The organism is Porphyrobacter sp. AAP60 (genome assembly GCF_001296025.1).
Taxonomy (GTDB): Bacteria; Pseudomonadota; Alphaproteobacteria; order Sphingomonadales; family Sphingomonadaceae; genus Erythrobacter.
On record NZ_LJHV01000002.1, the window covers coordinates 385838 to 410331 of the forward strand.

At 59.5% G+C, this 24494-nt stretch carries 23 protein-coding genes; 12 read left to right on the forward strand and 11 right to left on the reverse strand.

All coding sequences use genetic code 11. From position 1 onward, the window contains the following. Positions 1-3: 3 nt before the first annotated feature. The 5 genes from IP79_RS02370 to IP79_RS02390 form a co-directional block, all read right to left on the reverse strand. Positions 4-267 carry a hypothetical protein gene (locus IP79_RS02370; RefSeq protein WP_054117631.1) on the reverse strand — a complete coding sequence of 88 codons (264 nt, stop codon included), beginning with the start codon at positions 265-267 and terminating at the stop codon, positions 4-6. 105 nt (positions 268-372) lie between these two features. Continuing rightward, a complete protein-coding gene (locus IP79_RS02375) occupies positions 373-1428 on the reverse strand; it encodes a sensor histidine kinase (protein ID WP_082336963.1) in 1056 nt (351 codons plus the stop codon). Further along, positions 1425-1871 carry a response regulator gene (locus tag IP79_RS02380; RefSeq protein ID WP_054117633.1) on the reverse strand — a complete coding sequence of 149 codons (447 nt, stop codon included), beginning with the start codon at positions 1869-1871 and terminating at the stop codon, positions 1425-1427. The genes IP79_RS02375 and IP79_RS02380 overlap by 4 nt, the downstream gene beginning before the upstream one ends. 13 nt (positions 1872-1884) lie before the next feature. After that, positions 1885-3405: a sensor histidine kinase gene (locus tag IP79_RS02385; RefSeq protein ID WP_054117634.1), complete on the reverse strand. Its 1521-nt coding sequence runs from the start codon at positions 3403-3405 to the stop codon at positions 1885-1887. A 106-nt stretch (positions 3406-3511) separates the two neighbouring features. Further along, the gene (locus IP79_RS02390) at positions 3512-4288 is read right to left on the reverse strand and encodes a response regulator (protein ID WP_054117635.1); all 777 of its coding nucleotides are present in this window, start codon (positions 4286-4288) and stop codon (positions 3512-3514) included. 176 nt (positions 4289-4464) lie between these two features. Between IP79_RS02390 and IP79_RS15620 the strand changes: the two genes are divergently transcribed. Beyond that, positions 4465-4647: a NepR family anti-sigma factor gene (locus tag IP79_RS15620; RefSeq protein WP_054117636.1), complete on the forward strand. Its 183-nt coding sequence runs from the start codon at positions 4465-4467 to the stop codon at positions 4645-4647. Further along, on the forward strand, positions 4648-5184 hold the full coding sequence (locus tag IP79_RS02400) for a sigma-70 family RNA polymerase sigma factor (protein WP_054117637.1): 537 nt from the start codon (positions 4648-4650) through the stop codon (positions 5182-5184). A 178-nt stretch (positions 5185-5362) separates the two neighbouring features. On the opposite strand, the gene IP79_RS02405 is transcribed toward IP79_RS02400, so the two are convergent. Both IP79_RS02405 and IP79_RS02410 read right to left on the reverse strand, forming a co-directional pair. Further along, positions 5363-5617, reverse strand: a complete 255-nt coding sequence (locus tag IP79_RS02405) for a hypothetical protein (RefSeq protein WP_054117638.1) — start codon at positions 5615-5617, stop codon at positions 5363-5365. Positions 5618-5626: 9 nt separating this feature from the next. Beyond that, positions 5627-5896: a GlsB/YeaQ/YmgE family stress response membrane protein gene (locus IP79_RS02410; RefSeq protein ID WP_054117639.1), complete on the reverse strand. Its 270-nt coding sequence runs from the start codon at positions 5894-5896 to the stop codon at positions 5627-5629. A gap of 372 nt (positions 5897-6268) precedes the next feature. On the opposite strand from IP79_RS02410, the gene IP79_RS02415 reads away from it, so the two are divergent. Together IP79_RS02415 and IP79_RS02420 are read left to right on the forward strand one after the other, a co-directional pair. Then, positions 6269-8068: an SLC13 family permease gene (locus IP79_RS02415; protein WP_324608162.1), complete on the forward strand. Its 1800-nt coding sequence runs from the start codon at positions 6269-6271 to the stop codon at positions 8066-8068. A gap of 32 nt (positions 8069-8100) precedes the next feature. After that, the gene (locus tag IP79_RS02420; RefSeq protein WP_054117641.1) at positions 8101-9420 is read left to right on the forward strand and encodes an amidohydrolase; all 1320 of its coding nucleotides are present in this window, start codon (positions 8101-8103) and stop codon (positions 9418-9420) included. A 91-nt stretch (positions 9421-9511) separates the two neighbouring features. Here the strand turns inward: IP79_RS02420 and IP79_RS02425 are convergent, their stop codons facing one another. Beyond that, on the reverse strand, positions 9512-9691 hold the full coding sequence (locus IP79_RS02425; RefSeq protein WP_054117642.1) for a hypothetical protein: 180 nt from the start codon (positions 9689-9691) through the stop codon (positions 9512-9514). A gap of 151 nt (positions 9692-9842) precedes the next feature. Further along, positions 9843-11441 (reverse strand): isocitrate lyase, encoded by a 1599-nt coding sequence (locus IP79_RS02430; protein WP_054117643.1) that lies wholly within the window; start codon positions 11439-11441, stop codon positions 9843-9845. A gap of 177 nt (positions 11442-11618) precedes the next feature. Between IP79_RS02430 and IP79_RS02435 the strand changes: the two genes are divergently transcribed. The 7 genes from IP79_RS02435 (at position 11619) to IP79_RS02465 (ending at position 20792) form a co-directional block, all read left to right on the forward strand. After that, on the forward strand, positions 11619-12962 hold the full coding sequence (locus IP79_RS02435; protein WP_054117644.1) for a helix-turn-helix domain-containing protein: 1344 nt from the start codon (positions 11619-11621) through the stop codon (positions 12960-12962). Between the two features lie 92 nt (positions 12963-13054). Further along, complete coding sequence (locus IP79_RS02440) at positions 13055-13333, forward strand: hypothetical protein (protein WP_054117645.1); 279 nt, start codon at positions 13055-13057, stop codon at positions 13331-13333. A 98-nt stretch (positions 13334-13431) separates the two neighbouring features. Beyond that, complete coding sequence (locus IP79_RS02445) at positions 13432-14817, forward strand: TIGR03013 family XrtA/PEP-CTERM system glycosyltransferase (RefSeq protein WP_054117646.1); 1386 nt, start codon at positions 13432-13434, stop codon at positions 14815-14817. A gap of 74 nt (positions 14818-14891) precedes the next feature. Beyond that, the gene (gene prsK / locus IP79_RS02450) at positions 14892-16940 is read left to right on the forward strand and encodes an XrtA/PEP-CTERM system histidine kinase PrsK (protein ID WP_420705616.1); all 2049 of its coding nucleotides are present in this window, start codon (positions 14892-14894) and stop codon (positions 16938-16940) included. After that, positions 16940-18304 carry a PEP-CTERM-box response regulator transcription factor gene (gene prsR, locus IP79_RS02455; protein WP_054117647.1) on the forward strand — a complete coding sequence of 455 codons (1365 nt, stop codon included), beginning with the start codon at positions 16940-16942 and terminating at the stop codon, positions 18302-18304. The genes prsK and prsR overlap by 1 nt, the downstream gene beginning before the upstream one ends. Next, positions 18288-19760 carry a tetratricopeptide repeat protein gene (locus IP79_RS02460; RefSeq protein WP_054117648.1) on the forward strand — a complete coding sequence of 491 codons (1473 nt, stop codon included), beginning with the start codon at positions 18288-18290 and terminating at the stop codon, positions 19758-19760. Before prsR ends, IP79_RS02460 begins: the two co-directional genes overlap by 17 nt. Positions 19761-19811: 51 nt before the next feature. Beyond that, the gene (locus IP79_RS02465) at positions 19812-20792 is read left to right on the forward strand and encodes a bile acid:sodium symporter family protein (protein ID WP_054117649.1); all 981 of its coding nucleotides are present in this window, start codon (positions 19812-19814) and stop codon (positions 20790-20792) included. Here the strand turns inward: IP79_RS02465 and IP79_RS02470 are convergent. After that, entirely contained in the window at positions 20764-21843 is a 1080-nt protein-coding gene (locus tag IP79_RS02470) for a DUF475 domain-containing protein (protein WP_054117650.1), read from the reverse strand. The two genes, IP79_RS02465 and IP79_RS02470, sit on opposite strands and share 29 nt — an antisense overlap. 30 nt (positions 21844-21873) lie before the next feature. After that, complete coding sequence (gene panB / locus IP79_RS02475) at positions 21874-22746, reverse strand: 3-methyl-2-oxobutanoate hydroxymethyltransferase (RefSeq protein ID WP_054117989.1); 873 nt, start codon at positions 22744-22746, stop codon at positions 21874-21876. A gap of 138 nt (positions 22747-22884) precedes the next feature. Here panB and IP79_RS02480 point away from each other — a divergent pair, with 138 nt between their 5' ends. Beyond that, the gene (locus IP79_RS02480) at positions 22885-24456 is read left to right on the forward strand and encodes an amino acid permease (RefSeq protein ID WP_054117651.1); all 1572 of its coding nucleotides are present in this window, start codon (positions 22885-22887) and stop codon (positions 24454-24456) included. The last annotated feature ends 38 nt before the right edge of the window (positions 24457-24494 follow it).

A 24494-nucleotide genomic window follows, 5' to 3' on the forward strand; every position in this document is an offset into this window, starting at 1 on the left:
GTGTCAGGCGCCGGTCACGGGGGGGCGCACTGCACCTGACGGGGTCTGGTTGGCCGGATTCTGCGCCGGGGTCTGAGGCGCCTTTCCGTCACGATACCGCTTGAAAAGGTACCCGCCTGCACCAATCGCTACGAGCGCAGGCAGGCTCAACCGCGCAATGGCGAGGGGTGCGAGCGCGCCGATAGCAGCGCCGCGTCCGGTGCCCACATTCGACGACTTCTTGGCAAATTCGGCGCCGAGTTTGGCACCGATCAGGTTCCTGATCATTGTGTGTCTCCTTAGAAGCGGCATAACCGCAAGGAGACTCGAATGTTCCGCGATCGCAGGTCAAAAGGCTTTGACGTGGACGAAAGGTGCGGCCCCTGCGGGGATTTATTCTGTTTCCAAGTCCACCGGGAAATGCAGCGTGGCCTGCGCGCCGCGATCTTTGCCGATCAGTTCGAGCCGTCCGTTGAGACCAGTTGCCAGCGCCTCCATCACCTGCGTGCCCAGACGGGTACCGCCCGGCACACCGTCACCAAGTCCGACACCATCATCATCGACCACCATCATCGCCTCGCCCGGCGAATCGCAGGCAATTCTCACCCGCACTTCACCCTTCAGGTCGCCGGGGTAGGCATATTTGCTGGCATTGGTAATCAGTTCCGACACGATCACGCCGAGTGAAATCGCCTTGTCGATGCTGACTGCCAAAGGCGGGCATTCAAAAGTGATCCGGGTCAGCGCTTTCTGGCTCGTGACGCTGCGATGCAGATCGCGCACCAGTTCGGCCAGATAGGTTTCAAGCGAAACGGTGCGGATGTCCTGCGAGGTATAAAGCCGCTTGTGCACCTGGGCGATGGCGTAAACGCGGTTTGCGAAATCCTCCATCGCGTCGCGCGCATCGCCGTGTGGCAATGATCCGGCTTGCAAATGCGCCATCGAAACCACCAGCGTGAGGCTGTTGGCAACACGGTGATTGACCTCCTTGAGCAGCAGCTCCGCCCGCTCGCGTGCAAGGGCCACTTCGGCCTGCGCATCCTTTTCTGCCCGTTTCAGTCGGTCACCTTCGATCGCCTGCGACAGGATCGCGGCGAGAAGCTCGTAAAAGCCCGCGCCGACATCCTTGATCACGTAATCCGTCGCGCCGGCCTTGAGCGCAGTGACGGCAACCAGGCATTCGTCCGATGCTGTGAGATAGACCACAGGCGGGTGATCCCGCTGTTCTACGATATGCGCCAGCGTCTCTTCGCCTGACATGCCGGGCATGTAGTGATCGAGAGCGATGATATCGAAATCGTGCTCTGCCAATGCCTCAAGGCCTGCTTTGCCATTGGCAAAATGTGTAACGGAAAAGCCCAGCCGGTCGAGATTGCGCGACAATAGTCTCGCAAATCCTTCGTCATCGTCGATGTAGAGAAGGCGAGGGCGGGGCGCCTCTGTGGTCACGTCAGGTCGTCCGCGCCGGGGACTTGCATCACCGCAAGAAACAGGCCCAGTTGCCGGATCGCTGTGGTGAAAGCTTCATAATCGACCGGCTTGGTAATATAGACATTCGCGCCCAGATCATAACAACGCTGGATCTCGCGCTCGTCATCGGTGGTGGTCAGCACGATCACCGGAAAGCGGCGCAAGCCCGCATCCGATTTGAGGTGTTCAAGGATCGTCGTTCCGCTCATGTCGGGCAGGTTCAGATCAAGCAGCACCAGAAACGGGCGGTGTTCGGCAGCCAGGCCCTTTTTCAGATGGTTGAGCGCGGTGGTGCCATCGGTGGCGTGGATTACCTCGTTCATCACCCCGGCGCGGCGGATGTTCTTTTCGATCAGCCGGGCGTGACCCAGATCATCCTCGACCATGAGAATGGTGACTTGATGGTGTTCCTTGGGCGCCATTGCTGCCTTCCTTTTATCGTCCGCCGCGCGCCATAGAGAGCGGTAAAGTCACCGTAAAGCAACTTCCCTCGCCCAGCGTGCTGGTAAGTTGAATGGTTCCGCCAAGTCGTCGTAACAGCGCCTGAACATGCGCAAGGCCGATCCCTTCGCCGGTCTGGTCCTGTTCGCCTGCCCGGCGGAAAAGTTCGAAAATCCGGCGCTGGTCATGCGGGCCGACACCGCGACCATTGTCCTCGATCCGGATGATTGCCTTGCCTGCCCGTGCTTCGCCCGTCACCGCGATGCGGCCCGGAACGCCCGGTCGCAGGTATTTGATCGCATTGTCGAGCAGATTGCCGAACACCTGTTCCATTGCCAGCGGGTCGCAATGGATCTGCGGCAGTGCGCCAATTTCCAATTCAGCGCCCACCGCATCAAGCTGTCCGGCGAGTGAATCTTGCAATTCGGCGAACAGCTCGTCCAGTTCCACAGTTTCGGCCGCAAGCGAGCGACGGCCTTCGCGCGAAATTTGCAGAATGGCTTTGATCAGCCGGTCCATCCGTCCCGTCGCAGCGCGGATGAAGCCCATGGCTTCGGGCATGTCTTCCATCACTGCAGCGCGCACATCGGCCGGGATGGCATCAGCCCCGGTCGCATCGGCAGCAGAAACATAGTCGGCCATGGTTTGCTGGGCGTCTTCAAGCTCAGCGGTAAAGCCCATTACGTTGACCAGCGGGCTGCGCAGATCGTGACTGACGATATAGGCAAAGCGCTGGATTTCATCATTCGCCTCGGCAAGATCGGCAGTGCGTTCGTCAACGCGCCTTTCCAGACTGGTGGCCATTTCGCGGATTTCAGCATTGGCGCGCTCGACTTCGTTTGATCGGCGGACGAGAAAAATGATCGAGATCAGGATCAGCAATGCAGCACTGATCAGGCCGGCGATCATGAGAAACAGTGCCCGATCGCTACTTTGTTTCGAAACCTGCTGCTGCCGGCTTAGACTGTCAAACAATTGCGTTTTGATCACCGCCAGCGATTGCCGAACACCGTCGGTGTTCGTGCGGGTATAGGCCGAATAACGCCCTGCCGTGGCGAATTCGCTATCGTTGATAAGCTCATCAATTTCTTCGAAAGCCCCCATGCGCTGCTGGAATGATCGTTCGAAATTTTCGATCGACTCCTGCGATGCACCGGCAGCCGGCAAAATTGCGCTGAGCTTGCGCAAATTGTCTTCGATGCTGTCCCGTTCCCTGCGATATCGCTCGATAAATGCAGGATCGCCGCTGAGAACATAACCGCGCTGGGCATTATTCATTTCAAGCACGGTCAACAGCAGCGCGTCGACCGAGCTTAGCGCGACGAGCGAACGGCGCACCTGAATGTCATACTTCTGTGACTGGACCAGCGTGCTGGCGGTGAACATGCCGACCACCACGACGATCAGCAGCCCCGCTGTCAGTGGCAGCCAAGGGCGTGCGAACGAAAAGGTTCGCGCCAGCCTGACGACTGGCTCCGTGATCGCTGGCAAGGGAAGTGGGGCAACTTTGGTCATTGTTCGGAAAAAATCTCGCAATGCTTGCAATCGGCCTGCAGCTTCGGGGCATTGCGATTGATGGAGCCGCCGCCGCACAGTTCTGCGGCGGCGTTCAGGAAAGGCGTTATGAGAATTCTGCCATCGCAGCCTTTTCGCGCGCCACCAGCAATGATTGCCACACGGTGGCCACGACATCGTCGGGATTGAACGGCTTGCTGATGACATAGGCCGGTTCAACCTTGTCCCCGGTCAGCAGTTTTTCCGGGAAGGCGGTAATGAAGATCACCGGCACAGTCATTTCGGTCAGGATATGGTCAACCGCGTCGATCCCGCTTGAACCGTCAGCCAGATTGACGTCAGCCAGAATGAGTTCGGGCTGGATTTGCTGGGCCGTTGCAATCGCTTCGCTCTCGGTGCGCACGATGGCGGCAACATCATTGCCCATGGAAACCAGCAGCGATTTGAGGTGCATCGCAATGATGGCCTCGTCCTCGATGATCATCACCTTGGCCGAAAGCATGGCATGTACAGCCTCGCGCGCACTGCTGACACTGGCAAGAACCTCTTCTTCGGTCATGCCAAGGATGTAGGCGGCTTCGCTTGCGGAAAAGCCTTCGATGGTGGTCAGCAGCAACGCTTTGCGCAGCGGCCGAGGCATCGAGCCTACGATTGCGCCTGGAATATCAATTGGTCGCAGCGAGGTATCGGTCCAGATCTTGTGGAACACACGATACAGTTCAATCCTGACACCTGCATCGCCGATGAATTCATCGGGCGCGGCGATCAGCGCTTCAAGGGTTTCGCGCACGGCAGCATCGCCAACAGCCTGAGATCCGGTGAGCGTGCGGGCATAGCGCCGCAGAAAGGGTAATTCGTTGGCAATTGCAGTTTGAAAAGTCATCTTTGGTAGCCCTCCATAGGCGTTCAAACCCGCGCCCTGGAAAAATTGTTCCGCTCTTGTGGAACAATTTTTGAAAAAGGGCGCTTTGAGCAGTACACCGCCCGCAGCCGTGTCCGGCTCCGTGCCGCGGTTAACCTTTTTGTCAGCCTCTCGCGAAGGCCAAAACGGAACCATAAATGACCGAGCGTAAGCAGCCGAAGGAAAAGGGCTCCAAAGATGGGCCCCCGATGGCTTTTGACCCAGTTGAAGCAGCATTGCGGCAGATTTTTGATGATGTGGCGTCGGAGGACGTTCCCGCTGATTTCGCTGATCTCGTCGCCAAGCTTGGCAAAAATCCCAATGAGCCGAAAGCGAAATAGATGGGCGAAGATCCCTCCACCGCGCCGGCTGACGCTGAACCATTGGACTTCAGGGACGATTTGGTTGCCTTGATCCCGGCACTACGCGCCTTTGCGCGCGGCCTTTGCCGCGACCGCGTATTCGCCGATGATCTGGTTCAGGAAGCCATGATGCGGGCGTGGGCGTCGCGTCATACTTATACCCCCGGAACCAATTTTCGTGCCTGGATGTTCAAAATCCTGCGCAATCACTTTTATACAGCCGTACGCAAAAACAATCGCCTTACCTCTTGGGATCCTGAGGCGGCTGAACGGATTCTGGTGCAAGAGCCAACCCAAGAAAACGGTATCAATGTTGATGATGTAAGTAAGGCAATGCTCAAGTTGCCGGCGCAGCAGCGGGAAATTTTGCTGCTGATCGCAGGTGCTGGGCTCAGCTATGAAGAAGCCGCCGAAGTGGCTGGCTGCAACATCGGAACAGTGAAAAGCCGCCTCAATCGCGGACGTGTGGCAATAAAGCAGATGGTCGAAGGCGCGCCGCCCGAGCTGGTCGGCTGACATCGCTTTTTTCCATCGGCTGATCGCGCGCAAAGCCCCCTGAGGATTCATGTGGTTCGCACGGGTCCTATCTCTTTTTTATCGGTAACATAGAGACAAGAAAGCGGGCCTGTTCAAGTGAACAGGCCCGCTTCCTATGTTTCGCATGTTACGCTTCATGCCATGCAATATTTTCGCTTTAATTGGTTGCCGGGTTAGCCTTTGCGGCTGACGCATCACCATCTGTTTTGCTGTGGCCGTCGACCAAACCCGATTTTACAGCGTCTTCATCATCAGCGCGTTTTGACGCTTGTTCAGCATCGCTGCGCAGATCGTTGGTCATGGCTTCGATGGCCTCTGCTTCCCTGTTGGCCTCCGCCGCTGGTCCCTGATTGCAAGCAATCAGGGCCAGGCTGGCGGGACCGGAAAGGACAAGGGTCAGCAACCGGGCCATGACAAACTCTTAGCGAACCGAACCGCGACGAAGCAGGTTGATGACGCCGAGCAGTACAACTGCACCGATGAACGACGCGATCAGCGAACGGATGTCAAAAGCACCGCTGGTGATCGGCGCGCCGCCGATAAGCGGGGTGATAAGAAATCCTGCCACAACCGCGCCGACAATGCCGACGACGACATTGAGAAGAATGCCCTGCTGAGCGTCAGTGCGCATAACAATACTTGCCAACCAGCCAAGAATGCCGCCGACAACAATAACCATAATAAAAGTCATTTCACCATCTCCTTGAAGTGTGGTGGGGTTAACCGTGACTTTTTTCGAATGTTCCGCCGCGGCCCGGCATTTTTTTCTCACTCTTCGGGACTCGAGCAGCACGAAAAAACGCCTCCGACATCGCTGGGATGGCGGAGGCGCAGTTCGGGAGCATCGGGGTCCTTTGTCGATGCAGACGGGAAAACATCGCTTTTGCGGCAATGTTTCATGGCATCTCAAAAAAATTTTGGTGGGCCGGATTGCTGTTGAAAAACCCCAAATCATGATCGATCGCATGCAGCGAACCATAAACAGCTTGTCGAAGACCTGCTGCAGTGGTTAGCCCCTGCGGGAACCATGCTTGAAGCTCCATCTTATCACGCGATTGCGGCCATGGCTGTTACGATCGCCATGTTCATCGCCTTCGCGCGGGGCCGTTATCCCGAAGAGATCATCTCGCTGATTACCATCGCCGTGATCGGCGTGGGGCTGTATTTCGCGCCGCTTGAAGGGGCTAAGCCAACCGATGGTCTTGTTATCGCCTTTGGCGGTTTCGGGCATCAGGCGTTGATTACGATCTGCGCTCTGATGATCATGGGACGCGGTCTGGTGGTCACGGGTGCGCTTGAGCCCTTTGCCAGGCTGCTTGAAAGCCTGTTCCGGATCAATGGCCAACTGGGCCTGCTTGTAGCCCTCCTGATCGCGATGAGCCTCTCGATGTTCGTCAATGACACACCGGTGATGGTGCTGTTGTTGCCCGTTCTTGTGGCGCTGGCGGGCAAGGGCCTGATTGCCTCGTCAAAATCGCTCATGCCGATCAACGCTGCGGTGCTGATCGGCGGGATGGCGACCACGATCGGCACATCGACAAACATCCTTGTCGTGAGCATCGCCCAGGATATCGGCATGGACACGATCGGCGTATTCGAGTTTACGCCCATCGTGTTGGTGGCGGCACTGTTCGCCCTGCCATATCTGTGGCTGGTGATGCCCCGGCTGTTGCGCGACAACAGCGTGATACCCGACAATGTCCGGCGCATTTTTCACACCCGGCTGCGTGTGGGTGCCAGCAGCCTGCTGGCAGGGGCGGAACTGGCCGCGATCAGAGATAAATTGCCCGAAGGCATTACCTTTCACGATGTGCCGACCGGATCAATGCAGCCGCTTCAGCAGTTACACATCTCCGGGACGCACGAAGCGTTGGAAGAAGCAACCCGTGTGCTCAAAGGCGAACTTGCCCCGAGCTGGGTGCTTGATCGCATCCGCCGCGTCTCCAAGGCGCGGGGGGAAGATATCGTTGCAGTCGAGATGACCGTCACAGCTGATTCCCGCTTGATTACGCGCACGCTGGCGAGTTCGGGTGTGGCGGATCTTTACGGCGTGGCCGTGCTTGGCATTCACCGCCGCAACCGCATGCTCGGTGAACGCGATGTCCACAGCGAAGCCGGTGATCTGCACATCCTGGAAGGCGATGTGCTGCTGGTAATGGGCATAGAAGACGATTTGCACACCTTTGCCCGCAATGATGGGCTCCTCCGGCTCGAAGGTGCGCGCGAATTGCCCCGCCGATCCAAGGCCGTTCTGGCAGGCGCAATCATGCTGGGTGCAATTTCCACAGCCTCGCTCGGCTTGCCGTGGTTTGATGCCAATGGCTATGCGCCGATCAAACTGCCGATTGCCATCTCGGCGCTGACAGGTGCCATCATCATGTTTGTCACCGGATGCGTGAAGTTCGACCGGGTCGGTCGCGCTCTTTCGGCCAAGGTGATTGTGCTGATTGCAGCAAGCATCGCTATCGGGCGGGTGATTGACGCCAGCGGCGCGGCGGAATGGCTTGGCCAAGGTCTTTCGCTTGGTCTTGCCTATCTGCCGCCAGCGCTGGTCTTGTCGGCGATCATGCTGTTTGTGACCATCGTCACCAACTTCGCATCGAATGTTTCCGCCGCGACCATTGGGACGCCGATTGCCTTCAGTATCGCCAGCTCGCTGGACTTGCCACCCGAGCCACTGGTGCTGGCGGTGCTGTTCGGGTGCAATCTGTGTTATGCCACCCCGATCGCCTATCAGACGAACATGCTGATCATGTCGGAAGGCGGCTATGAATTCCGCGACTATTTGCGGGCCGGGGTGCCGCTGGTGGTGTTGATGGTGACAGTGCTCTCGGTCTTGCTCGTGCTCTGGTACGGATTGTAAGCGGACTGACTGATCAAAAAGGGGACATGGTTATGAAGCGAACATCCATATTGGCAGGTATCAGCGCTTTGGCCTGTCTGTCATCTCCTGCACATGCGGACGAACTGCGCGACGCAGTGTCGGCTGGCCTGCCCGCACTGGTTTCATTGTATGAAGACCTCCACGCCAATCCCGAATTGAGCTTTCAGGAGGTCGAAACCGCCAGAAAGCTTGCGACCCGCGCGCGGGCTTTGGGTTTCGATGTCACCGAAGGCGTCGGCAAGACCGGCGTGGTTGCGGTCATGCGCAATGGTGAAGGCCCCACGGTCATGTTGCGCGCCGATATGGACGGCCTGCCGGTGATCGAACAGACCGGGTTGCCCTATGCTTCGAAACGCCGCGCCGTGCCTGCCACGGGGATCGAGACCGGGGTGATGCACGCCTGCGGGCACGATACCCACATGGCCGCCTGGGTCGGCACAGCCCAACTTTTGGCCGAGCGCCGCGATCAGTGGTCGGGCACGCTGGTGATGATACTCCAGCCGGCCGAGGAAATCGGCGAGGGCGCAAAGGCGATGCTGGATGACGGGCTCTACAGCCGTTTTCCAAAGCCGGATTACGTGCTGGCCTTTCACGATGCCGCACAGGCGCCAGCAGGGTTCATCGGCTATTCCAAGGGTTTTGCGCTCGCCAATGTCGATTCAGTTGATGTCGTGGTGCCGGGGGTGGGCGGACACGGCGCCTATCCGCACACCACCAAAGATCCGATCGTGATCGCGGCCAGTATTGTCAGCCGTTTGCAGACGCTGGTCAGCCGCGAGCTTGATCCGCAAGAGCCCGCCGTGGTTACAGTCGGCAGCTTTCAGGCCGGGTCGAAGCACAACATCATCCCCGATGAAGCGCGCTTGCAGATCACCGTGCGCAGCTATGCCGACAAGACCCGTCAGCACCTGCTCGATGGAATTGCCCGGATTGCGCGGGGAGAGGCTCTGGCGGCAGGGATGCCGGACGACAAGCTGCCGCGTGTCACAGTGTCCGATCCCTACACGCCAGCAACCTATAACACGCCCGAATTTACCGATACGGTCATGGCAAGTCTCAAACCCCGGTTTGAAGGCCGCGTGTTTGAAACCCCTGCGGTGATGGGCGGTGAGGATTTCAGCCAGTTTTACCGCGCCGACCGAGAAAATGTGGAGTCGCTGATCTTCTGGGTCGGCGGGGTGCGCGCTGACGAATGGGAAAAGGCGCAGAAGGGTGAGATTACCTTGCCTTCGCTCCACTCGCCATTCTGGGCGCCTGATGCGCCGGTTGTGATTGCAACCGCGACCGAGGCGCTGACGGCTGCAACGCTAAATCTGATGGCGAAACGGTAGCTTTGAAAAATTCGGCCGCCGGAGCGCACCCTTGCGGGGCGTTCCGGCGGCCGTTTCTCCTCCCCAGGAGAACTTTTGAACGGGCTGCGCCTTACGAAGGAACGTAGGTTCCAAGGCGGTGGTGCAGAGCGTTGATCTTGGCCAGTTCCTCGCGGTCTTCGGTGGCGCGGGCATGACTTTCCAGCGCGCGGCGCAGTAGCTTCATGTCGGCAGTCGACAAAAGCGCACGGGCGCGGGCGGGCTCAGGGTTGGGGGTATCGGTTTCGCTCATCTCAAACTCCTCAGGCGGCGTTGCACGAACTCGCCCTTATGCGTTTCAGCCGCCAACCGGAAGGCACAACGCGCACTTTCCGGTTGGCTGACATTTTGCATCCTCACGCTGCTGGCCATCATGCGCGGCCATACAGCGTTCCATCTGCAACTTAAGCGGCTTCGAACTGGTTCATCGTGTTGTGAGCGCCGCCCGCCTTCAGGGCAGCTTCACCTGCGAAGTATTCCTTGTGATCATCGCCAATGTCGCTGCCCGACATATTCTGGTGCTTCACACAGGCAATGCCCTGACGGATTTCCTCGCGCTGAACATTCTTGACGTAGCCCAGCATCGCCTGTTCGCCGAAGTATTCGCGGGCGAGGTTGTCGGTGCTGAGGGCAGCAGTGTGGTAGGTCGGCAGGGTGATGAGGTGGTGGAAGATGCCGGCCCGTGCAGCAGCATCGCGCTGGAAGGTGCGGATTTTCTCGTCTGCTTCCGCAGCCAGTTCTGTCGCGTCATAATCGACACTCATCAGCTTGGCACGGTCATATGCCGACACGTCCTTGCCCGCTTCGGCCCAGGCGTCGAACACCTGCTGGCGGAAGTTCAGCGTCCAGTTGAAACTGGGCGAGTTGTTGTAGACGAGCTTCGCATTGGGCACGACTTCGCGGATGCGGTCGACCATTTCGGCGATCTGTTCGACGTGCGGCTTCTCAGTTTCGATCCACAGCAGATCGGCGCCGTTCTGCAAGCTGGTGATGCAGTCAAGCACCACGCGGTCGACGCCTGTGCCAGCGCGGAACTGGAAGAGGTTCGAAGGCAGGCGCTTGGGTGCAAGCAGCTTGCCGTCGCGGCTGATGAACACCTGCCCGTTGGTGATGCTGGCCGGATCGACCTCGTCGCAGTCGAGGAAGCTGTTGTACTGATCGCCCAAATCACCGGCTTCCTTCGAATAGGCAATCTGCTTGGTCAGGCCAGCGCCAAGCGAATCGGTACGGGCAACGATGATCCCGTCTTCCACACCCATCTCAAGAAAAGCCATGCGGCAGGCGCGGATTTTCTGGAGGAAGTCCTCGTGTGGCACGGTGACCTTGCCGTCCTGGTGGCCGCACTGCTTTTCGTCCGAGACCTGGTTTTCGATCTGCAGCGCGCAAGCACCGGCTTCGATCATCTTCTTGGCGAGCAGATAGGTCGCCTCGGCATTGCCGAAGCCTGCATCGATGTCCGCGATGATCGGCACGACATGGGTTTCGTAATTGTCGATCGCGTTTTCGAGCCGCTTGGCTTCAACCGCGTCACCAGACTTACGCGCAGTGTCGAGCGCGCGGAACATCATCCCGAGTTCGCGGGCATCGGCTTGCTTGAGGAAGGTGTAAAGCTCTTCGATCAGAGCAGGTACCGAGGTCTTCTCATGCATCGACTGATCGGGCAGGGGGCCGAATTCGCTGCGCAATGCGGCGACCATCCAGCCTGAGAGGTAAAGGTAGCGCTGCTTGGTGGTGCCGAAGTGCTTTTTAATCGCGATCAGCTTCTGCTGAGCGATGAAGCCGTGCCAGCAGCCGAGCGACTGGGTGTATTGCGCCGGATCGGCATCATAGGTGGCCATATCTGCACGCATGATCTTGGCGGTGTGCTTGGCAATGTCGAGCCCGGTACGGAAACGGTTCTGGATTACCATGCGGGCGGCGCTTTCGGGATCGATTGCGGCCCAGCTTGGCCCATTGGCGGCAACGACGTCGCGCATCTGGGTGATGGTGTTCTGGTAGGTCATGTGCGTCTCCTGTCCATTCTGGGGAGGCGGCTGAGCAAGCGAGTCTCGCGCCGTGGATGGATTGCCTTTGCCGTGGTGCAGCGCAGCAAGACAGGAAAACTTACAGAAAATCGTGTCGCTATCGCTACTTTATCCCGCCATCTTGTGTAAATCAGTAAACTTATTTACAAATGGGCTATGATCGATGCCAACCTCCTCGCAGGCCCGGCGCTGCGCCGTCTGCGCAAACGCGAAGGGCTGACCCAAGCCGCCATGGCGAGCGCTCTTGGCATTTCGCCGTCCTATCTCAATCTGATCGAACGCAACCAGCGCCCGCTTTCGGCCAAGGTGCTTGTGAGGGTTATCGAGCGGTTCGATTTCGATCCGCGTTCTCTCCGGGAAGATGACGCGATTGGCGGAATCGACGGATTGAACCGGCGTTTGGCCGATAAACGCTTCGCCGATCTCGGGATCGACCGCGAAGAGGTTCAGGAGTTCCTGTCTGCCGCACCGCAGATCGCCGCTGCCTTTGCGCGACTTTATGATGCCGGTGGCAGCTTTGGCGGACAGGCTGTGACCGAGGATACGGCCGCAGCAGCCCGGCGCGTCATTGAACGCTGGCAAAACCATTTCGCGGACCTGGATCATGCCGCCGAAGATCTGGCCGATGAATTGCGCCTTTCGCGCGGAGAATTAAGTGCGGCCTTGAGCGAGCGACTGCGCGAAAAGCATCAGTTACAGGTGCGTATTCTTCCGGCAGAGGTGATGCCGGGTCAGGTGCACCGGCTTGATCTGCATGCAAGGCAATTGCAGCTGTCCGAAATGTTGCCGGGTGCAGCGCGGCGGTTCCAGATTGCGCGGCAAGTCGGCGCGCTCGAGATGCGTGACGCGATCGAGGCCTTGGTGGCAGGTGCCGACCTTGCCGCGGCTGATTCACGGGAGGCATTGCGCGAACATGTTACCGATTACCTCGCAGGCGCGTTGCTGCTGCCTTATCGGCGGTTTCTGCGTGCTTGTGAAAGCACGGGATATGATCTTGCGGTATTGCAACGCCGGTTTGCTGTAAGCTTCGATCAGGTAGCTGCGCGCTTGACCACGTTGGGCCGCGTGGGGGAACGCGGTTTGCCCTTTTTTACTGCCACAATCGACCGGGCGGGGCGGATGACACACTTCACTGCCGGAGGCAGCGGAGCGATCTATCCCCTTGATGGTGCGCGCTGGCCTGCATGGGTGCCTTTCGCTGCTTTTGAACGGCCCGGCACGGTGCTGACACAGGCTGTGACTTTCGGCGAGGGGGAGAGTGCTGCGCGGCACTGGTTTACCATCACCCGAACGGTCGACGTCGATGGTGTCATGTGTGCTGGCCGCCGCGCGGTGGTGTTGGGTATCGAGGCGCGCTTTGCCGGAGACCTTGCCCATGCGCGTGGTGTATCGCTTGACCGGGCCGATGCAGTGCCGTTGGGCGCACCTTGCGGGCGTTGTGGTCGCACCGAATGTCTGACCCCCGCATCTGCTCGCCTTGCCAGTGTAAGGCCGGGCTGAAGCTCTCGCACCAAGTCTGTCGTCGACATGGAACATTCGAACTCGCGTTCCGGTTGCCCTGCAGACGAATGACATTTCTACGGAGAGACCACATGGAACACGAACGCGAACGCAAAACTGAAGTGCGTGATGCCTCCGGCCCCACCCACACCACCACCATCATTCGCGAAAAGCGCGGTTCGGGCGGAATGGTTCTCGGACTGATCGTTGTGCTTGGCCTGATCGTGGCCGGGTTCCTTTACATGCGCAGCCAGGATTCCGAAGTAATGCGCGATGCGGCGATTGCCGATGCGGCGCAGCAGGTGGGCGACAGCGCGCAGCAGGCAGGTGAGGCGATTGAAAATGCTGCCAACAATGTCGCCGAACAATAAGGCCGGCAGCCTTTCCACGAGCACATTGTAAAGTTTACCGACATTTCATTTCTTGCGCGTAGTCCGGTTGATCAAGAAGGTTAACCGGACCGCAAACCATGATCCGCCTGTTCAAGCATTACATTCCGCACGCCGTGCTGTTGCTCGGGTTGCTTGACCTTGCATTGCTGGTGGTTGCCAGCGAGATTGCGTGGCAATTGCGCGCCAGCCAGATCGGCATCAGCACCGGCGATATCGGCGGGCGGGGCATTGCGCTGATCGGAACGGCGATGATGATCTGGCTCGCGATGATTGCGGTCGGAGTTTATGGGCCGAACGCGCTTCGATCCCTTCGTTTTGCCGGTGCGCGGGTGCTGGTTGCGATCAGCCTTGGCATCATCGTTCTGGCGGTAGTGGATTTCATCATTCCCACCGACCTTCTCTGGCGATCGACGCTGCTCTATACCATGGGCCTTGCCATTCTGGTGCTGGTGGCAGACCGCTTGCTGCTCAACAGCTTCCTGGGGTCGTCAGCATTTCGTCGCAGGGTCATGGTGCTGGGCGCGAGTGACCGGGCGCAGCGTCTGCGTGAGCTGGGTGACAAGCCGGAGACTGGATTTGCCATCGTCGCCTACATTTCCATGAGCGATAACGGGCGCGTGGTCGAGGAAGCTATCCCGCGCGCAGCCATCCATGATCTGGGCCGCTTTGTCGAAAATCTCGGCGTCAGCGAAGTGGTGCTCGCGCTTCAGGAACGTCGCAACGCCTTGCCGTTGAAAGATCTCCTGCGGATCAAGACCAAGGGTGTCCACGTCAATGATTTTTCCAGCTTTATCGAACGTGAGACCGGGCGAGTCGATCTCGATACCATCAATCCCAGCTGGCTGATTTTCTCCGATGGCTTTTCCAGTTCGCGTATGTTTTCCAGTGCGGTGAAGCGGATCTTCGATATCACTGCCAGCCTTATCCTGCTGGTGCTGACATTGCCGATTATCGTGCTGTTTGCACTTCTGGTGAAGCTAGACAGCAAGGGCCCAGCCTTCTTTCGCCAGACACGCGTGGGCCTGTATGGCGAGCCTTTCACGCTGATCAAGCTGCGTTCGATGCGCACTGATGCGGAAAAGGACGGGGCCAAATGGGCGGAGGAAAATGATCCGCGCGTCACCCGCCTTGGCCGTTTTATCCGCAAAGTACGGATCGATGAGCTGCCGCAAACGTGGAGCGTACTGAAAGGCCAGATGAGCTTTGTCGGCCCGCGCCCCGAAGTGCCCACGTTTGTCGAGAGCCTCGAAGAGGAAATCCCGTTCTACGGCGAACGCCATATGGTGAAACCTGGCATAACCGGATGGGCACAGATCAATTATCCCTACGGTGCGTCGGTTGAGGATAGTCGCTGCAAGCTCGAGTATGATCTGTATTACGCCAAGAATTACACGCCGTTTCTCGATTTCGTGATCCTGCTGCAAACGTTGCGGGTGATCCTTTGGCCCGAGGGTGCACGGTGATTGGCGCCAGCGCCCTCATGCCTTTGGCAGCCAGTATAGCTTGGGTAACGGGTGCGTTGCTCAGCGCTGGCGCGATGCTGTGGATATGGCGTCACGGCGAGCGTAGCCGGCCAGATCGAACGGCTTTATTGGTGGCGGCGGGTTGCAGCGCGGTGTGGTGTACGCTCGCGACGATGGTCGGGCCTGATAACAACTCGACGATAATAGCCGCCACAGCGCGCAACCTGGCACTTATTGCTGCGATTTTCTTTTTATTTTCCGCAGACGGCCGCAGCGACAGCCTAAAGCCGATACGCCCGGTCATTATCGCGCTGGTTTTGGTGCAGTTGATGCAACCACTGGTGCTATTGTCTCAAATGAAAGGCAGCAGCTTTCCGCAACCCGAGGGTGCAGTGGTCGAGGTGCGCGCGGTGATCGACATGCTGGTTTCGATCGGCGCACTGATGTTGCTCCACAACCTGTACGCCGGTGCTGCCAACACCTTGCGTCCGATCCTGCGATGGACGGGTGTGGGATTGTCAGGGATATTTGCCTTTGATCTCAATCTCTCATCGATTGCCTACCTAAGCGGCGAGTATCCCGCCCCGATTGGAGATCTTCGCGGTCTTTTCGCTGGTGTGATGGCGGTGCTGTTTGCGTTGGGGATGAATGCGGCCGGTCCGCGCATGCAGTTCAACCCTTCGCGTGCAGTGACCTTCCGTACCCTCTCGCTTCTGCTGATTGGAGGCTATCTTACCCTGATGGTGCTGGTGACGAAGTCGCTCGCGCTGATCGGCGGCGATATCGCCTTTGCCATCCAGATCATGTTTCTGGTGCTCGCGATTTTTGCGGCTGTCGTTGCCCTGCCATCTCCGCGGCTACGCAGCTGGCTGCGTGTCATGGTGACGAAGCACTTGTTCCAGCACCGTTATGATTACCGCGAAGAATGGCTGCGCTTTACCCGAACCATCGGACGCGGCGGAACCGGAAGCGCCAGCCTTGAAGAGCGCGCGGTCAAAGCCCTGGCCGACATCACAGAGAGTCCCGCCGGCTTGCTGCTCATGCCCAACGAAGAAGCCCAATTGGAGATCACGGCACGCTGGAACTGGCCCACGATTGCGGTGCCTGCGGTCGCCGCAGAATATGCCTTTTCGAGCCTTCTGGAACAGCACAATATGGTTCTCGCGCTGGATGAAGCGCGGAACGGAATCGATCATCACGGCGAACAGGCGCAGGTGCCAGCCTGGTTGACCGACGCCGACGATGCGTGGGCGCTGGTACCGCTGCTGCATTTCGACCGGTTGGTCGGCGTGATAGTGCTCGCCCGCCCGACCATGGCCCGGCAGCTTGATTGGGAAGATTTTGATCTGCTGCGTGTCGCCGGGCAGCAACTCGCCAGCTATCTTGCCGAACAGGCGGGACAGCAGGCCCTGATGGACGCCAGCCGGTTCGATGAATTCAACCGCCGCATGGCGTTTGTGATGCACGACATCAAAAATCTGGTCAGCCAGCTTTCGCTTCTGGCCACCAACGCCGAAAAGCATGCCGATAACCCCGCCTTCCGTGCGGATATGCTGGTCACGCTGCGCAATTCGGCCGACAAGCTTTCTGCGCTGCTCGCGCGGCTCGGTCGCTATGGATCGGGGCAAGTGCATGAACGATCAACTTTCGATCTGGTGGCGCTCGCCCGCGGCATTTCCGAACGGTTCCGCGGCGTGCGACCAGTTGCGCTGACCCGCGATGAACCTGTGGTGGTAATCGGCCATCGCGAGGCACTGGAGCAGGCGCTGATCCATCTGGTTCAGAACGCAATTGATGCCAGCGCTCCTGATACGCCGGTGTTTCTTGATGTGGTTGCACAAGGCATCAACGGAATGATTGACGTGGTCGATAGCGGGAAGGGGATGACCCCGGAGTTTGTCCGCACCGGTCTGTTCAAGCCATTCGTTTCCTCAAAGCAGGGCGGTTTCGGTATCGGAGCATTCGAAGCGCGCGAACTGGTGCGGGCGATGGGCGGGCGTGTCTCGGTGGAGTCCCGCGAAGGTCTCGGCACCCGCTTTTCCATCGTCCTGCCCAAGGCAGAGGCCGTGCGGCTGATGGGCGCGCAGCAATTCCCGCAAAACGCATCGCAAGAGGTTGCCTGATGGCAGAGAAAAAACCCGTCCTGCTGGTGATCGAGGATGATCCAGGCCTGCAGGCCCAGCTCAAGTGGGCCTATGACGATTTCGAAGTGGTGATCGCGGGAGACCGCGACAGTGCATTGACTGCTCTGCGGGCAGACGCTCCAGCCGTGGTGACGCTGGATCTCGGCCTTCCGCCTGATCCTGACGGCACTACTGAAGGCTTTGCCGTGCTCGATGCTATCATGGCGATCAAGCCCGATACCAAGGTCATCGTCGCCAGCGGCCACGGCGCCCGCGAAAGTGCCTTGGATGCGATCGCACGCGGGGCTTATGACTTCTACCAGAAACCCATCGACATTGCCGCCTTGGGACTAATCGTGCGGCGCGCCTTCAGCTTGCGCGCCATTGAAGAAGAAAACCGTCGTCTCGTCGCCTCGTCGAGCGCCGACAAAACCGTACTGGGCCGGATGATCACCGGCGCGCCGGAAATGGTGAAGGTCGCGCGCACCATCGAACGGGTTGCCCGAACCAGCGTGTCCGTGATGCTGCTGGGCGCTAGCGGAACAGGGAAGGAATTGCTTGCACAGGGCTTGCATGATGCCAGCGATCGCGCTGGCGGGCCGTTCGTAGCGATCAATTGTGCCGCGATCCCGGAAAACCTGCTCGAAAGCGAGCTGTTCGGGCACGAAAAAGGTGCATTCACCGGTGCGATCAAGACCACCGAAGGCAAGATCGAAAGCGCCAACGGTGGCACCCTGTTTCTTGACGAGGTGGGTGACATTCCGTTGCCGCTACAGGTCAAGTTGTTGCGCTTTCTGCAGGAACGCACGATCGAACGGATCGGCGGTCGCAAGGCGATCGCGGTGAACACCCGCATTGTCTGCGCAACCCATCAGGATCTGGAAAGCATGATCCAAACCGGTGGCTTTCGTGAAGACCTTTTCTACCGCCTAGCAGAAATTGTCGTTCGCATTCCCGGCCTTGCCGAACGGCACGGTGATCCGGTGCTGCTTGCCAAGGTGTTCCTCAAGCGGTTTGCTGCTGAAATGAACCCTTCCGTCGGCGGTTTCGCGCCCGATGCGCTTGCGGCAATCGATGCGCATGACTGGCCGGGCAACGTCCGCGAACTGGAAAACCGGGTGAAGCGCGCTGTGATCATGGCAGATGGCAAGCTGATCAACGCCGACGATCTCGATTTCGGTGAGGCTGACGAGGAAAGCGCTGACGTACTCAACCTCAAGGCTGCGCGCGAGGCTGCGGATCGTCGCGTGATCCGCCATGCCTTGGCCCGTAGTGAAGGCAATATCTCCAGCACTGCCAAACTTTTGGGGATCAGCCGTCCGACCCTGTATGATCTGTTGAAGCAATATGACCTGCAAACCTGATACCCGCTTCCTGCTGCTGGCGCTTGCGCTCGCCCTTTCGGGCTGTTCGGATACGTATAACCCGACGGCCAAAGCAGTGGATCCGGATGTGGCGGTGCTGCTTGATGAGGCAGAAGCGCTGATGGTCGATGGCGCGCTGGCTGATGCCGGTCAAAGGCTTGATGACGCACGCGGATTGGCGCCCGATGATCCTGATGTATGGGTCGCAATTGCCAAGCTTCGGTACCGCGGGGGCGAGCACCTGACCGCGCTTGAGGCGGCTGACAGGGCGTTGGCACTTGGTCGTGATCACGCGCCTGCCCTGCAGATGCGAGCATTATTTGTGCGCGATGTGCATGGGCTTTCCGCATCCCTGCCGTGGTTCGAAGCCGCTTTGGCTGCCGATCAGGGCAATCGCGAAGTTTGGGCAGAATATGCCGCAACGCTGGGGGATAGCGGGGCGGGCGAGGATACGCTCGAGGCCGTGCGCGAACTTTTCAAAGTGGCATCAGACGATCCGCGGGTGTTTTATTTTCAAGCAGTTATTGCCGCACGGGCTGGCGATTGGCCTCTGGCGCGCAGCCTTTTGTCGCGGAGCGGGATGGCTGTCCGCGGCGTCCCGGCGGCCGCGCTGCTGGATGCCATCATCAGCCTTGAGGTCGGCAACTCGGACAGTGCTGCCGCCACGCTGGAACAACTGACTGATCGCCAGCCAGCCAATCCCCGTCTGAAAGAACTCCTCGCCAAAGCGCTGATGCAAAGCGGACGCGCTGCCGAGGTGATCGATCGCTTTGGCGCCGAAGCCGCCAGATCGGGGGCGTCCCCTTATCTCGTGATGCTGGTGGCCCGTGCCCACGAACGCATCGGCGATCGCGCCAGCGCGGCTCCGCTGTTGGCGCGCGCGAATGGGGGCGCGCAGGCCAAACCGGTCGTGCTGGTCGCGCAGCCGGGCCTTGCCCCGCTGACGCAGGAAATGCGCGGGATGGCAGCAAGCGGCGACTGGGCCGGTGCAAACGCCTATGCGAAAAACCTCAGTGACCGTTTTTCCACTTCAGCCGATATTGCCAGCCTCGCGGGAGATGCAGCGCTGGGCGCAGGTGATCCGCGCGCCGCTCTGGAAAACTATTCGCTTGCCGCGAAGGTCAAGCGGCCTTGGCCGCTGACCCGCAAGGCGGCTCTGGCCTATCGACAGTCGGACGACGACCGCGCCGCCGATACATTGCTGGCACGCCACGTTGCCGGAGAGCCGACCGCGATCACGGCCCTGTTCGCGCTTGCGCAGCGACAGGCCGAGACGGGCGATTGGACGCGGGTGGCAGTGCTTCTGGATCAGGCTATGCTGCTTGGCGGCGGGCATGATCCGGCGCTGATCTCCTTGCGGATCAAGGCCGCACGGGCACTTGGCGAAACAGACGATGTCGAACGATTTGCCGCTCTGCTGGCCCAGGTGCGCCCGCGCCTCCTTACCCAGCGCTGATAATCCTGCGGCTCGACAACCTGAGCCGGGAAAGGCAGGGCGCATGACCTGATGATTAAACCCGGTTTTCTCTCTCGCCTGCCGTTTCTGTCCGATCCGATGATCTCTGTGTTGGTCATTGCCACGGCGCTGGCATTGTTGCTTCCTGCCGAGGGGGAAACGCGCAGCGTCGCCAGCATTGTGTCAAACGCCGGGATCTTCGTGCTGTTTCTGCTCAACGGGATGCGTATCCGGCGCAGCGAGATTGTGCGCGGGTTGGCCAATTGGCGTTATTTCGCACCATTGCTTTTGTTTGTGTTCGGCGTGATGGCGCTGGCGGGCCTGGGATTTGCGGCCGTTGCCGGAAAAGCACTGCCCCCGATGGTGGCGCTCGGCTTCATTTATCTCGGTTGCCTCCCTTCGACCGTTCAATCGGCGACGTCCTACACCAGCCTTGCGAATGGCAATGTCGGGCTGGCCGTTGTGGGGGCTGCGTTGATCAATATCGCCGGCGTATTCATCAGCGCGCCGTTGTTCGCGCTGCTGGGCGGTAGCGGGGCAGGGGGAATTGGTAGCGAGGCGATTATTCGCATCGGCGTGATTCTGGTGTTGCCCTTCGTAATCGGGCAGGTGGTGCAGGATCGGGTGATTGACCGGATTGTCTCACATCGCGCGCGCATCGCATGGCTGGATCGCGCCGTGATCGGCATCGCGGTCTATGTTGCCTTTTCGGGAGCTGTCGAACAGGGACTGGGAAGAATGTTTGCGGCGAGCGACTGGGCAGTGCTTGCGGCGCTGGTGCTCAGCTTTCTGGCGCTGGCGCTGGCGGCTGCATGGCTGACTGCCGGATTGCTCGGTCTGCCGAGGCCGGACCGCATCGCCTTTCTTTTCGCCGGTTCGCAAAAGAGTGTCGCCATCGGCGCGCCGCTGGCTGCGATTCTGTTTCCGCCAACGGCAGCGGGGTTCGTTATCGCCCCGCTGCTGATTTATCATCTGGCCCAGTTGGTGCTGGCCGCACCGCTCGCTATGCGTCTGGCGCACAGTGCCCGTTAGCCTCGGCCAGCTTTTCGGCGCGATTGTGCCTGATCGACCACCACAAGGACAACCCAATCAGTATCGCGCCGATCAACCCGGTAAAGGTTTCTGGAATGTGATAGCGCGCCGAAATCAGCATGATCGCGCCCAGCACGATGATCGCCCAGAAAGCGCCGTGTTCAAGATAGCGATACTCCGCCAGCGTCCCCGCCTTGACCAGATGGATCGTCATCGAACGCACGAACATCGCGCCGATTGACAGGCCAATGGCGATCACGATCATGTTGTTCGACAGCGCAAACGCCCCGATCACGCCGTCGAAGCTGAAGCTGGCGTCGAGCACTTCGAGATACATGAACCCGCCCAAACCGGAGCGGACGATAGCGCCGCTCGCCTTTTTGGCCGCCTCGCGCTGTTCGATGATCGCTCCCAGCGCATTGACGGATATGTAGGTGATAAGTCCCAGCAATCCGGCGGTGAGGAAAGTCAACGCATCATCGGGTGCCAGAAGCGTGGAAACGCCATAGACCAGCGACAGGACCAAGCCGATTTCCACTGCGGGGATGCTAGAGAAACGGCTGATCGCCTGTTCGACCGAGGCGATCCAGTGCACGTCTTTATCGCCATCGAAAAAGAAGTTGAGCCCCACCATCGCGAGAAATGCGCCGCCGAATCCGGCAATCCCGATATGGGCGCTCGATACAATGCGCTCGTATTCCTCAGGATTGCCGAGCGACAATTGCACCGCTTCCCACGGGCCGATCTGCGCCGCGATCGAGACAATCGCGATGGGAAACACGATCCGCATCCCGAACACCGCGATCAGAATGCCGATGGTCAGGAACCGCTGCTGCCATACAGGATCCATCTCGCGCAGCACTGTGGCGTTGACCACAGCGTTATCGAAGCTCAGCGAAATTTCCAGAATCGACAGGACGAACACGATCCACAAGATCGCCAGCATCCCGGAAAGGGTGCCGCTGCTGACCCAGCCATAATAGCCCGCCAGCGCAAGGCAGGCTGCGGTGAAGCCCAGAGAGAAGGTGTAGTAACGCAGCAACGTCTGCATGATGAGTTTGGGCCTTGGATAGGAGAGAATTCAGCTCTTGGGCTGATAGGTCTGTTCTTCGCTGGGAAAAGCGCGGGTGCGCACTTCTTCTGCATAGGTGGCAACGGTGCGGTCGATCACTCCGGCAATGTCTTCATACCGTTTTACAAACCGCGGCACACGTTCGAACATGCCGAGCATGTCTTCGGTGACCAACACCTGTCCGTCGCACTGTGCAGAAGCGCCGATGCCGATGGTGGGGCAGGCGACCGCTTTTGTGGCGGCGATGGCGATGGGTTCCACTACACCTTCGATCACTATGGCGAAGGCACCCGCCTGATCGAGGGCGATGGCGTCCGAGACGATCTTTTCCGCCTCCGCATCAGAACGACCGCGTGCGCCATAGCCGCCCAGCACATTGACAGCCTGCGGTGTCAGGCCGACGTGGCCCATAACCGGGATGCCGCGCGCGTTGAGAAACGCGACTGTCGGCGCCATAGCGGCGCCGCCTTCAAGCTTCACCGCCGCCGCACCGGTTTGTTTAAGCAGGAAAGCTGCGCTTTCAAACGCCTGTTCGGGCGAGGCTTCGTAGCTGCCGAAGGGCATATCGACCACAACAACAGAATGATAGCTGCCACGCACCACTGCCGCGCCGTGATTGGCCATCATCTCCAGCGTTACCGGAATGGTCGAAGGCAGGCCATAGATGACCTGACCCAGTGAATCTCCCACCAGTAAAAGGTCACAATGCGCGTCGAGCAACTGTGCCTGCCGCGCGGTGTAGGCTGTCAGCATCACCAGCGGGTTGGCGGTGACGCCATCCTTTTTGCGCGCGCGGATGGCGGGCACCGTCAGCCGCTTCATCGGCTGCGGGGTGGGGTTGGCACGGCTGGTGCTCGTATCGAGCTGGAATGTTGTCGACATGATGGGCCGCATCTAGCGCCTGCGCGCGTCGGGGGAAAGAGCGCGCTTTCGACTTGTTTTGCGGCGCTGTTGCGCTAGCTTGCCGCCCATTCGATCGCGCGGGGGATCTGCTTGCGATCAGTGGGAGACCTATTCCAGATGTTTCTTGACAGGGTAAAGCCGCTCGACGCGATCCTCGCGGCTGCGGAAAAGAAATCGCTCAAACGATCACTCGGGGCCATTCAGCTGATGCTGTTCGGGATCGGCTGTATCATCGGCACCGGGATTTTCGTGCTGACATCAGCCGGGGCGCAGAAGGCCGGGCCGGGGCTGATGCTTGCTTTCGCCATCGCCGGGCTGATCTGTATCGTTGCAGCGCTCTGCTATGCCGAGATTTCTTCGACCATCCCGGTATCGGGGTCGGCCTACACCTACACCTATGCCACGATGGGGGAATTCCTTGCGTGGACGGTGGGCTGGGCGCTGGTGCTCGAATACGCCATCGCAGCGAGTGCGGTGTCCGTGGGTTGGTCCGGCTATTTCGTCGGTACGATCCTTAACGAGACTTTCGGCATAACATTGCCTGCTGCGCTTTCGGGCGGACCGCTGGCGTTCGGCGGAGTTGAAGGCGGTATCATCAACCTTCCTGCTCTGGTGATCGCGTTGCTGGTCACATGGTTGCTGATGATCGGGACGAGCGAAAGCGCCAAGGTCAATGCCGTGCTGGTGGTGATCAAGGTCACTGCGCTGACAGTATTTATCGCGCTGACCCTTCCCGAAGTTGAAGCGGAAAACTTCAACCCGTTCCTGCCCGCAGGGGTGTTTGGCGGATGGGGCACAGGCGTCGGTGCGGTCGGTGCTGCAGCGACGATCTTCTTCGCGTATGTCGGCTTCGATGCGGTTTCGACCGCAGCGGAGGAAACCAAGAACCCGCAGCGCAACGTGCCGATCGGCCTGGTCGGGTCGCTATTGTTCTGCACCGTGTTCTACATTCTGGTGGCGGCCGGCGCGATCGGGACCATTGGCGGTCAGCCGATCATGGGCCCGGGCGGCGTGCCGTTCCCGGCCGGTTCGGAAGAACTTGCCCGCCAATGCGCCATGCCGGCCTATTCGGCGGCGCTGGTCTGTTCGGATGAAGCGCTGGCGCACGTGCTGCGGCAGATCGGCTATTCGGGTATCGGTAACGCGCTGGGTTATGCCGCCTTCATCGCTCTGCCTTCGGTGATCCTGGTGTTGCTCTATGCGCAGACCCGGATCTTCTTCGTGATGAGCCGCGATGGCCTGCTTCCCGATGTGCTGAGCCGGGTTCACCCCAAGTGGCAGACGCCGCACATTGTTACCTTGATCACGGGTATTGTGGTGGCAGTGGCCGCTGCGTTCCTGCCGGTGGGCAAGCTGGCCGATATCGCTAATGCCGGGACGCTGTATGCCTTTGCGTTGGTCGCCTTGGCGGTCATGGTGCTGCGGCGTACACGGCCTGATGTGAAGCGGCCGTTCCGGGTTGCGGGCCTGATGATAATCGCTCCAGCGGCGATTGCAGGCTGCGTTTTCCTGTTCGTCAATCTGCCGTCCGAAGCGATGATCGTCCTTCCGGTGTGGACGCTGATCGGCGTGGTGATTTACTTCGCCTATGGCCGCAGCCGCAGCCACCTTGGCCGCGGTGTGGTGGAAGTGGTGGATGATATCCTTGGTGACGAGACGATCATCCCGATCAAGTCGCCCAACGACTGATCCAGACCATCCGTGAATACACAAGGGGCGTCCGCGAT